Origin of the sequence: Paracoccus sp. NSM (assembly GCF_052379855.1) — a bacterium.
In the GTDB taxonomy this organism is placed as follows: Bacteria; Pseudomonadota; Alphaproteobacteria; order Rhodobacterales; family Rhodobacteraceae; genus Paracoccus.
In genome coordinates this window covers 77,145-86,987 of the sequence record NZ_JBQTCG010000013.1, presented here as the reverse complement: position 1 = coordinate 86,987, position 9,843 = coordinate 77,145, and the positions used below count along the sequence as shown (strand labels likewise).

The 9,843-nt window shown below is 65.3% G+C and carries 11 protein-coding genes; 2 read left to right on the top strand and 9 right to left on the bottom strand.

What is annotated here, in order from left to right; all coding sequences use genetic code 11:
• Window positions 1–14: 14 nt before the first annotated feature.
• From ACTZWU_RS14980 to ACTZWU_RS14940, 9 genes are all read right to left on the bottom strand, one after another.
• On the bottom strand, window positions 15–1,736 hold the full coding sequence (locus tag ACTZWU_RS14980; RefSeq protein WP_444738166.1) for a methyl-accepting chemotaxis protein: 1,722 nt from the start codon (window positions 1,734–1,736) through the stop codon (window positions 15–17).
• A gap of 101 nt (window positions 1,737–1,837) precedes the next feature.
• Window positions 1,838–3,025 (bottom strand): MFS transporter, encoded by a 1,188-nt coding sequence (locus ACTZWU_RS14975; protein WP_444738165.1) that lies wholly within the window; start codon window positions 3,023–3,025, stop codon window positions 1,838–1,840.
• A 127-nt stretch (window positions 3,026–3,152) separates the two neighbouring features.
• Window positions 3,153–3,425 (bottom strand): hypothetical protein, encoded by a 273-nt coding sequence (locus ACTZWU_RS14970; RefSeq protein WP_444738164.1) that lies wholly within the window; start codon window positions 3,423–3,425, stop codon window positions 3,153–3,155.
• Window positions 3,426–3,520: 95 nt separating this feature from the next.
• Window positions 3,521–3,907, bottom strand: a complete 387-nt coding sequence (locus ACTZWU_RS14965) for a response regulator (RefSeq protein WP_444738163.1) — start codon at window positions 3,905–3,907, stop codon at window positions 3,521–3,523.
• A complete protein-coding gene (locus ACTZWU_RS14960; RefSeq protein ID WP_444738162.1) occupies window positions 3,898–4,863 on the bottom strand; it encodes a CheR family methyltransferase in 966 nt (321 codons plus the stop codon). Before ACTZWU_RS14960 ends, ACTZWU_RS14965 begins: the two co-directional genes overlap by 10 nt.
• The gene (locus ACTZWU_RS14955) at window positions 4,863–5,333 is read right to left on the bottom strand and encodes a chemotaxis protein CheW (protein WP_444738161.1); all 471 of its coding nucleotides are present in this window, start codon (window positions 5,331–5,333) and stop codon (window positions 4,863–4,865) included. The genes ACTZWU_RS14960 and ACTZWU_RS14955 overlap by 1 nt, the downstream gene beginning before the upstream one ends.
• Window positions 5,334–5,336: 3 nt before the next feature.
• Window positions 5,337–7,400: a chemotaxis protein CheA gene (locus ACTZWU_RS14950; protein ID WP_444738160.1), complete on the bottom strand. Its 2,064-nt coding sequence runs from the start codon at window positions 7,398–7,400 to the stop codon at window positions 5,337–5,339.
• A gap of 2 nt (window positions 7,401–7,402) precedes the next feature.
• Window positions 7,403–7,771 (bottom strand): response regulator, encoded by a 369-nt coding sequence (locus ACTZWU_RS14945; RefSeq protein ID WP_444738159.1) that lies wholly within the window; start codon window positions 7,769–7,771, stop codon window positions 7,403–7,405.
• The gene (locus ACTZWU_RS14940; RefSeq protein WP_444738158.1) at window positions 7,768–8,067 is read right to left on the bottom strand and encodes an STAS domain-containing protein; all 300 of its coding nucleotides are present in this window, start codon (window positions 8,065–8,067) and stop codon (window positions 7,768–7,770) included. Before ACTZWU_RS14940 ends, ACTZWU_RS14945 begins: the two co-directional genes overlap by 4 nt.
• Window positions 8,068–8,284: 217 nt before the next feature.
• On the opposite strand from ACTZWU_RS14940, the gene ACTZWU_RS14935 reads away from it, so the two are divergent.
• Window positions 8,285–9,292: a CheB methylesterase domain-containing protein gene (locus tag ACTZWU_RS14935; protein WP_444738157.1), complete on the top strand. Its 1,008-nt coding sequence runs from the start codon at window positions 8,285–8,287 to the stop codon at window positions 9,290–9,292.
• Window positions 9,289–9,807, top strand: coding sequence for a chemotaxis protein CheD (locus tag ACTZWU_RS14930; RefSeq protein ID WP_444738156.1), 519 nt, complete (start codon window positions 9,289–9,291; stop codon window positions 9,805–9,807). The genes ACTZWU_RS14935 and ACTZWU_RS14930 overlap by 4 nt, the downstream gene beginning before the upstream one ends.
• Window positions 9,808–9,843: the final 36 nt, after the last annotated feature.

Genomic DNA, 9,843 nt, shown 5'->3' with positions numbered 1-9,843 from the left:
CAGCAGCTCAGCGCTCAGCCGACGCGTTTCAGGGGCAGGGTGCTAACATAGGGCTCGGGCGCGGAGGATGAGCTGCCCTCTCCGAGGCGGAACTTCATCAGAATCTCGTCCATACGTGCAGCGTCGTTGTCCAGATCGCCGGTGATCATCGTCGCGCTTTGCGCCATGGCCGAATTCTGCTGCGTGACTTCGTTCAGGCGATCCACGCTTGAGGCGATCTGCGCCAGCCCCGCAGCCTGCTCCTCGGCAGCTTCGGCGATGTTCACGACGATCTCGCGGATGCTCGAGATGCCTTGCGCCATCTTTCCGATGGCCTGCCCCGTCTGATCCACCAGAGAGACACTTTCGCCCACATTGCTGGCGCTTTCGCCGATCAGGCGCTTGATTTCCTGCGCCGCTTCAGCGGAGCGCTGCGCCAGATCGCGAACCTCCAGCGCCACCACTGCGAAACCGCGACCACTTTCGCCGGCTCGGGCGGCCTCGATGCCGGCATTCAGAGCCAGCAGGTTCGTCTGAAACGCGATCTCGTCGATGGCGCCGATGATCCGCTCGATCTTGCCAGACGAGGATTCGAGGCTCTTCATAGCAAGAATCGTCTGCTGCATGACATGCGAAACATTGTCAGCGTTTTCCGTCACCAATCCCACAAGCTTGCGTGCCTCGCGGGTGCTTTCGGTCGTCTGCTGCACGGTCGAGGCAATCTGCGTCAGCGCCGCCGCACTCTGATCGATTGAGCGCGCCTGTTGTTCGGTCCTGCCCGTTAGGCTGTCCGAGGACTGTCGCAGTTCTTGCGAGCGGCCGCGCACGTTGCGGGACCGGTCGCGGATCTGCTGCATCGTCGATTGTAGCCGGTCCAGCGCGCCGTTGAAGTCGGTCGAGAGCTTGTCGAACAGGGGCGACATGCGCAGGACCGGTGCGCGCTGTTCCAGATCTCCGTCGGCGAGGGCATTGATCGCCCGGCCGATCGTGTCGAGAAAGGCGGTCTTGTCCGTGATGTCGCTACAGAACTTGGTGATCTTGACCAGATCGCCCTTTTCGTCGCGGATCGGGGTGTAGGACCCCTCGATCCAGACCTCGCGGCCGGACTTGTTCACGCGCCGGAACTCTGACTGGATGGCCTCGCCGGTGCGCAGACGGTCCCAGTGGTCCTTGTAGGCCTGCGATTGGGCCTCGACGGGATCGACGAAGATCGCGTGGTGTTTGCCCAGAATTTCGGGGAGGCTGTAGCCCATGACTTTCAGAAAGGTCTCGTTCGCGCCCAGAACGTTACCCTGCAGGTCAAAGTCGATCTTGCCCTGACGCAGGCCGATCGCTCTCATCTGCTCGACCATGTCATAATTGTCCAGACGGACGTCGGCGTCGGACCATTCAAGAACATAGCCGCGGATTCCCCATAGCGACCGGATCGGCGTGACATGCAGGTCGAAGGACTTGCAGCCCAGCCGGATCGTCTCGCGATGCCTGTCCCGTAGCGCGGCCAGCATCTTGCGCTGACGCGCGGGATCCTTGTGAAAGATGTCGATCTTGGTGCCGATCAGCTTGTCGACATTGAATTGCGGCACGTCTTTTCGCAACTCAGCCTCTGCCGCGCGCAGGAAAGCGCGAAGGGACGGGTTCACATAGGTGATCCGCAAGCGTTTATTGGCAACCATGACATTGGCCTGCAATACATCGACGGCTTGGCCGACGAGCCCACGACCGGGCATTCGAAGCGACAACATCCCACTATTCTCCACAACCGAGGGTCAGGGTCTCGGCGCCCAAGCTAACTGACGGTGTGTAAAGGACGGTTTAACGCGGCTTTGAAAAACCGAAGCATTGGACGCATTCTGCGGGCTCACGCGGGCCTCAGCGCCAGGCGGTAGCCGATCAGCCCTGCCACAGGGCCGGGAATCAGCAGCCAGACCGCCCCCGGTCCGAGGCTGTCGAACAACGCTGTCGCCGCCGAGATCGAGATCATCGTGATTCCGAAGCCCAGGGCGTTCTGGATCGCAAGCGCGCCGCCGACCATGTCCTTGGGGCAGGCCTGCGCGGAAAGCGCCGAGAATTGCGGCGAATCGGCCACGACCGAGGCGCCCCACAGCATCAGCACTCCGATAAGCCAGCCCTTGGGCAGCGTCTGCCAGCCCAGAACGAAGGCCAGGGCGCACCCGCCCGAGATCGTCAGTGCGCCCAAGGCGACGGCGGCACCGCCGATCCGGCGGGACAGCATGCCTCCGGCAAGGCATCCGATCGCGCCTGCGGCGATGATCGAGAATGACAGTCCCGACACCCCGAAGCGCGGGAAATGTGCGGCCAGCCCCGTCGCCGCGACCAGTAACGGCACGAGGGTCCAGAAGGCATAAAGCTCCCACATATGGCCGAAGTAGCCGAGGGCCGATGCCCGAAAGCGCGGTATCGTAAAAGCCGACAGCACCGAAGCACGCGTGGTCCGTGCAGGCGGCAGATGCGGCCCCGTGCCCAGCCGATGGATCAGCCAGGCCCCTGCGACCGCCAGGACGGATGCGCCCGTGATGATCCATTGCCATTGCAGCGCCTGACCCCCAAGCCGCAGGAAATGGGGCAGCGCGGTCCCGAGCGTCAGCATTGCAACCAGAAGTGCCAGCGCCTGGCCGGTGCGCGCGGGCTCCCAGCTGACGATCAGCTTCATCCCGATCGGATAGATGCCGGCAAGGCTGAGACCGACCAGAAAGCGCAACAGCGCCGCGGTTGCGATGTCATGCGCGATCCATGCGAAGGCTGCGTTGAAACACGCTCCGGTCAGGGCCGAGACCACGAAGATCGTGCTGGCGCGAAAGCGGTCGGCCAGTCCCAGCAGGGACAGCGCCAGGGTGCCCATGATGAACCCCGCCTGCACGGCGCTGGTCAGTGCTCCGATGTCTGCGGGCCCCGCGCCCCATGACTGCTTCAACCCGTCTGCGGCGGCGTTGGCGCTGAACCAGAGCGAGGTGCCGAAAAGCTGCGCGAGCGACACCACTGCAACCGGCCCGCCCCATCGAGGCACGCGTCTTGCGCGCTCAGCCATGGACGCTTGCTCGTGGGGCTGACACGGCCTTCTCCTCCGAACCCTGCTTGCTGCAAATGAGCAGATGGCGGGCCAAAGCGAAAGAGGCTCTGACCTGCGACCTTGGTGCCGCACCCGCCAGAGCGCCTCAGCCCATCAGGCGGTCCTGCAAGGCGGCGACCGGGGTGCAGGCCCTGACGTGCCTGCCTTCGAGGGTGGCGGTCAGCGATCCGGCCTTGAGGATCAGGCCAAGCGCTCGGGCGACACCATCGACCTCTTGCCTGATCCGGTCGGCGCGTTGCAGCGCGGTGATGTCGTGGCCCGACAAGGCCGGACCGGTGCCGGGGGCCTTGCGCAATGCCAGAAGTGCACCCCCCAGGGCTGTATCCAGATCGGCGATCGCGGCCGCTTGCCGGTCCATCTCGGCTACGCATGCGGCCAGCAGGTCACGCGCCGAAATCTCGGGCGGTGTAGCGATTGAGTCCCGCTCGGAACCGCCGTCATCATCCGCGAAGATCACAGTGAGCCCACCACTTTTTCGATGCAGACCTTCAGGCTGACCGTCGTGAAGGGCTTGCTGATGAAGTTGTTCATGCCCAAGGAATGCCCGCGCGTGATGATCTCAGAGCTTGCACGGCCGGTCATCAGGATGAACCCGATCCGCTGTGTCGAGCGGTTCATCCGCAAATTCTCAAGCAGTGTCAGACCGTCCATGCCGGGCATGTTGTAATCGGACAGCACCAGATGAACGGGGTTGCTGGCAAGCCGCCTCAGGGCCGCTTCGCCCGATTTTTCGTATTGTACGTTGCGGATGCCGATCTCGTCCAGCGCCTGTTCGACAAGGGCGCGGCTTACGGTCATGTCGTCGACCACCATCATCGTAAGCGAGTATTTCAGGGACATTTCGGGGCCTTTCCTTCGGCATTCCGGGAAGATGGGTCGGACAGGCCGAGGGCCGTCCTGCGGTATTGCGTCACGCCGGCGGGTGAAAAGAGACCGTCAAGCTGCCGGTCCATCCTTTCTGAATGGCCGATGAACAAGGTCCCGCCCTGAGGAAGCCTGCTGGCGAAGCGCGTCCAAAGCGTCAACCGTGTCTCGACGTCGAAATAGATCACCACGTTGCGGCAGAAGATGACGTCGAACTGGCCGTGGAAGGGCCAGGGTTCCAGCAGGTTCAGGACCTCGAAGCGGATCAGCGACCGCAGCGGCCCGGCAATCGAGACAAGGTTCCGCTCTGCTCCCTCCTGCAGGAAGCGCAGCAACTGGCCGGGGGGGCGTTCCCCCAGCAGGTCGCGTTCATAAAGGCCTGCGCGTGCGGTCTCGATGACGACCGGGTCGATATCGGTGGCCAGGATCCGCAGATCCAGCTGTGCGATGTCCGGCGCGATCGCCATGAGTGTCGCCGCAATGCTGTAGGGCTCTTGTCCGGTCGAGCAACCCGCCGACCAGAGACGCACCCGCCCCCCGGCGCGCGCGCGCGCGATCAGCTCGGGCGCAAGGGCGGCAAGTGCTTCGAAATGATGCGGCTCGCGGAAGAAGCTGGTCACATTCGTGGTTACTGCCGAGACAAGCGCCTGGCGTTCGGCGCCTCCGCTCCGTCCCTCCAGCAGGGCGACGTAATCGGAAAAGCTGGCAAGGCCGTGATGCCGCAGCCTGCGCGACAGGCGCGAGACCAGCATGCTTTTCTTCGCATGCGTGATCAGGATGCCCGTCTCGCGGTGGATCAGCGCCGTGACCCGGTCGAAATCGGCGTCCGACAGCGCGCCTTCGGCAGGGCTGCGGTCCCGGGCCACGTCCGGAACGGCCCCGGTCACGAGCCGGGTGTCGCCGGATCGGCCCGGTTGGGGCAGGTTGGTCATCAGGCGGCCTCGCTGCCCTTGGCTGGCAGCACGGTCCCCAGATCGAGGCGCCGCAGCATCCGCCCATCCTCGAGCGTGATCACATTGGTGATGAAGCCGCTGGTTCCCTCCGATGCGACGTCCGGAACAGGCTTCATCGAGGCCTCGTCGATGCCCATGATGTCCGAGACGACATCGGCCAGCAGCCCCACCGTATGGCTGCCGAGAGCCACGATGATCACCACATGCCGAGGCGTCGGGTCCGTTCGGCCAAGTCCCAGCCGGGCCGCCAGATCGACGACGGCGACAACTGCGCCGCGCAGATTGATCACGCCGGTGACGTGTCGGGGCGCATAGGGCAAAACCGTCGCGGGGGTCCAGCCGCGGATCTCGCGCACCACATCGATCTCGATGCAGTAATCCTGCTCGCCGATCCGGAAGCAGACGAAATCGCTTTGGTTGGCCGTGTTCTGAAGGATCATCTGCTGCATCACTTATCCATTCGCTGCGAGTGACAGGGCGGGGGCTTCGGTTGCGGCGCGGCGTACCAGTTCCTCGGGGTCCACGATCAGCGCGATGCGGCCATCGCCGAGGATCGTGGCGGCCGAGATGCCGGGGACGGTGCCGTAATTGTCCTCGAGGCTCTTGATGACGACCTGACGCTGATCGAAGATCCGGCCGGCGGCCAGGGCGGCGCGGCGTCCGCTGTCGCACTCGACCAGGATCAGCACACCGGGTTCCTCGTCCTGCGCGATCTCGAACCCGAAGCAGTCGGCAAGGTCGATGATCGGGATCATCTCGCCGCGATTGGCGATCAACCGGCCCGTGCGCCCCAGAGGATGGATCTGCAGGTTGCCCATTGCGAGCGTCTCGATGATGGAGGAGATCGGCAGGACCATAGTCTCGTGCCCGACGCCGATCAGCATGCCCTCCAGCACGGCCAAGGTCAGGGGCAGCGCGATCGTAAAGCTGGTCCCGAGGCCGGGGTTCGACTGGATCGAGACCCGGCCGCCCAAGGACTGGATCTCGCGGCGCACCACGTCAAGCCCGACACCGCGCCCCGACAGCGCGGACACTTCCTCTTTCGAGGAAAATCCGGGCAGGAACAGCAAGTTGTCGATCTCGGCCGGCGAAAGCTGCGCGCCCGGAGCGATCAGGCCCTTTTCCTCGGCGATCTCGCGGACGCGAGGGCGGTTGATCCCCGCTCCGTCATCGACAACCTCGATGATTACGCGACCCGAGCGATGGGCCGCCGACAGGGTGATCACACCCTCGGCGGGCTTGCCCGAGGCCAGCCTGGGCCCGGTCGCTTCGATGCCGTGATCGACCGAGTTGCGGATCATGTGGGTGAGGGGATCGACAAGCCGTTCGATCACGGTCTTGTCCACCTCGGTCATTTCACCCGTCATCACCAGCTTGACCTGTTTGCCGGTGGCGTCCGCAGCCTCGCGGGTGATCCGCTCCATCCGCTGGAACACTGATTTCAGGGGCTGCGCGCGGATTGACATCACGCTTTCCTGGATATTGGCGGCCAGCTGCTTGATGCCCTCGAGGGTGCCGGTAATGTCACTGTCGTCGCGTAAACCCGCCGAAGAGATCGCCTGAGACAGCATCGCCTCCATGATCACCAGCTCGCCGATCTGGTTGATGAGCCGGTCCACCCGGTCCAGGTTGACGCGGATCGTGGCCGGTGTGGCGTAGGTCGTGGCCTCGGCGGCGGGGCGGGCGGGGCGCAGATCGGGCTTCGGGTCAGGGACCAGCGTCAGCTGCGGACCCGGCGCGGGGCTTTCGACGGCCTCGGCTTGTGGCGCAAGGCGGGTGATATCGACATCGGCCAGATCGCCAACGAAGTCGAAGACCGATGCGATCTGTTCCTCATCTTCGGTGGCAATCTCGATGCGCCAACAGAGGCCCGGTCGCGCCAGATCGAGCGCCGCCAGAGGCGCAACTGCCGACAGGTCGGCCATGACCTCGGCCTGCCCCAGATCGGCAAGCGCCCTCAGAAGCGACAGCGGCTCGTGGCCCGCCGCATAGAGGCCCGCGGTTGGGGTCAACGTCACCGCAAAGCCCGCCGCGTCGGTGGCGGGGGGCGGTTCGGGCAGGTCAAGGGCCATGAAGTCCAGCTTGATCGGCTGGAAGCCGAAATCGGGCTCGTCGGCTTCGGCCGATCCGCCCTCGGCCAGGATGTCCAGCTCCAGTAGCAGTGGCGCCATCTGTGCAGGCTCGTCATGGCCGTCGCGGGCGGCGGCGACCAGGTCGGACAGCACATCCGAGGCGCGCAGAAGCGTATGCATCGCTGCGTTGTCGGGCAACAGGCTGCCGCCGCGCATCAGGTCCAGAACGGTCTCGAAAGCGTGGGCGAAATTGACCAGCGTCGTCAGGCTGAACGCGCCGGCGCCGCCCTTGATCGAATGCACCGCCCGGAAAACATCATGGACCGGGTCCAGATCCTGCCGCTCGGCGGCTTCAGGGATTTGGGCCAGTCCTTCGCCCATGCGGGAGAGAAGATCCTCGCATTCCTCGAAAAACGCCGGGCGCAACGTGTCGATGTCTGCCATGCTCAGATCCCCAGGACGCGGTTGATCGTGTCGATCAGGCGGGAATCGTCAAAGGGTTTGACGATCCATCCTGTTGCGCCTGCCCGTCTGGCGCGGTCTTTCAGCGCAGCGCCGCTTTCCGTCGTCAGGACGAGGATCGGGATGCTGGCATGGGTCGTGGTCGCCCGGATGGTCTCGATCACGCCGAACCCGTCCATGCGCGGCATGTTGATGTCGGTGATGACCAGATGCGGGTCGGCCTGGGTCAGGCACTCGATGCCCGCAACGCCGTCCACGGCCAGATGCAGCTCGAATCCGGTCGGCTCGAGGGCGGCTGCGACAAGGCTGCGCATGGTGGGGCTGTCGTCGATCGCAAGGATGCGAACCGTCATGCGACGCCCTCCGCGCCACGTCCCGCCGCGCCGATCCAAGGCGCGTCGGCCTGCAGGCCCAAGGCGTTGCAGGCTGCCTCGAACCTGGGCGAGCGCTGTGTGATCGCCAGCGGCTGGCCGTCGGCCTGCCACTGCAGCCCGGCCGCGATGATCACCTCAAGCGCGAGGGCGCCGATGACCTCGACCCCGGCCGCGTCGATCTGCAACGGCTGCCCGACCCTTTGGCCTAGCGCGGAAACCAGCGCGGGCGCGGCCGAGCTGTCCAGACGGTCCGGCAGGATGAAAGGCTCTGTCATGCACGATCCCCTTCGTCGTGGTGTTCGGACCGGCGTGCCGGGCATTCCCGGGCAGATTCTCGGCCTCGCATTTGACGCAAGGTTGACATGCACCGGTTAAGGGATGGTTGCCGCCCTCTCGAAAGACGCCAAAAATTTTCAGGAACCTGCTCGCGCCGGGAAACCCTTCGTTTACCGCATGATGCCAAACTGCCCCCGTGGAACAGCGGAGGCCGCGATGACGAATTGGGGCACAGATCAACAGGCACGCCAAAGGCAGGTCGTGCTGCTGGCCGATCCGAAGGCCGCGCGCCGAAGGCAGCTGCTTCGCGGGCCGTTGCGCCATGATGTGATCGAGGCGGCCTCGCTGACCGAGGCATTCCCTCTGGCTGAGGAACTGGCGCCCCGTATTCTGGCGCTTTCGGCGGATTTTCTGGTCGAGCCCGAGATCGAGGGCCTGATCCGCCTTGCCGTTCTGCTGGAGGCGACGGTCTTTCTTTATGCCGAGGAGGGCTCTGCGCCCGGCCCGTCGGCTTTTCGGCCGCGGCCGCGATGTGTGCCGCTGCGGCCTGCTGACGGGTTGGACGACCTGCTGCTGCGGCTTGCCGCTCCGTCGGCCCCCTGTGACGCGGCCAAGTGCGAATCGATCTTGCCCGAACTGGTCCTGATTGGCGCTTCGACCGGAGGCATCGCGGCGCTGGAGACGGTGCTCATGGCGTTTCCCGCTGATTGCCCGCCGACTCTTGTGGTTCAGCATATCCGCGAGGGGTTCGTCTCGGGGCTGGTGCAACGATTGAACCTGAGATGCCGCCCCCGTGTCGTCGAAGCGCTGGACGATCAGCCGCTGCGGCGGGGAACGATCTATTTCGCGGCCGATGCAGAACGCCATCTGACGGTGGCCGGCCGCGCAACGCCGCGCAGTGCGCTGCAGGCCCTGCCGCCCTGTCAAGGGCATCGCCCCGCTGTCGATCCGCTGTTCGAATCGGCGCTGCCTTTCGCCTCGCGGCTGTCGGCGGCGATCCTGACCGGCATGGGCTCGGACGGCGCGCGCGGGATGCAGGCGTTGCGCCACGCGGGCGCCCACACCATCGCCCAGGATCGTGCGACCAGCATCATATGGGGCATGCCCAGAGCCGCCGTCGAGGCAGGCGCGGCCGAGGCCGTGCTGCCCATCGAACAGATCGGCCCGGCGTTGTTGGCAGGGCGCTACCGCAACGGGTCTCTGCTTGCGGGGCGCGCCCGATGACGGCGCATGAGGGGCCGGTCATGCATGTCATCCAGGGCGAGCATCGCGTCTCGGATCGACCGGACATCATGCTGACGACCGTTCTGGGTTCCTGCGTCTCGGCCTGCTTGCACGACCCGAACCGGCGGATCGGCGGGATGAACCATTTTCTTCTGCCTGACGTGCCGGGCGCGCGCGATATCCGCCACGCCTCGGCTGCGATGGAGCAGCTTGTTAACAGTCTGCTCAAGATGGGCGGACGGCGCGAGGATATTGTCGCAAAGCTCTTTGGCGGGGCCCGCATGCTGCAAGGCCTGCCCGATATCGGCCAGCGCAACGCCGAGGCCGCGCTGGCCTTCCTCAGCGGCGAGGGAATCGCGGTCAGGGCCCATAGTCTGGGCGGCACGCAGGCCCGGCGCGTCCGCTTCTGGCCCGGATCAGGCCGGGCACAGCAGATGGTCCTCAGCGATCCGCATGACGTCCCGCTCACGCGACCCGCGCCCCTTCCCGCAGGCGGGTCGATCGATCTGTTTTGACCTCGGGCCGTAGCGTCCCGCCCTCTCAGGAGTAAC

Excerpts from the sequence above, each read along its gene's own strand:
- ACTZWU_RS14960 (WP_444738162.1), bottom strand. The coding sequence starts at position 4,863 with ATGACCAACCTGCCCCAACCGGGCCGATCCGGCGACACCCGGCTCGTG.
- ACTZWU_RS14965 (WP_444738163.1), bottom strand. The coding sequence starts at position 3,907 with ATGTCCCTGAAATACTCGCTTACGATGATGGTGGTCGACGACATGACC.
- ACTZWU_RS14970 (WP_444738164.1), bottom strand. The coding sequence starts at position 3,425 with ATGGACCGGCAAGCGGCCGCGATCGCCGATCTGGATACAGCCCTGGGG.
- ACTZWU_RS14950 (WP_444738160.1), bottom strand. The coding sequence starts at position 7,400 with ATGGCAGACATCGACACGTTGCGCCCGGCGTTTTTCGAGGAATGCGAG.
- ACTZWU_RS14975 (WP_444738165.1), bottom strand. The coding sequence starts at position 3,025 with ATGGCTGAGCGCGCAAGACGCGTGCCTCGATGGGGCGGGCCGGTTGCA.
- ACTZWU_RS14930 (WP_444738156.1), top strand. The coding sequence starts at position 9,289 with ATGACGGCGCATGAGGGGCCGGTCATGCATGTCATCCAGGGCGAGCAT.
- ACTZWU_RS14945 (WP_444738159.1), bottom strand. The coding sequence starts at position 7,771 with ATGACGGTTCGCATCCTTGCGATCGACGACAGCCCCACCATGCGCAGC.
- ACTZWU_RS14940 (WP_444738158.1), bottom strand. The coding sequence starts at position 8,067 with ATGACAGAGCCTTTCATCCTGCCGGACCGTCTGGACAGCTCGGCCGCG.
- ACTZWU_RS14935 (WP_444738157.1), top strand. The coding sequence starts at position 8,285 with ATGACGAATTGGGGCACAGATCAACAGGCACGCCAAAGGCAGGTCGTG.
- ACTZWU_RS14955 (WP_444738161.1), bottom strand. The coding sequence starts at position 5,333 with ATGCAGCAGATGATCCTTCAGAACACGGCCAACCAAAGCGATTTCGTC.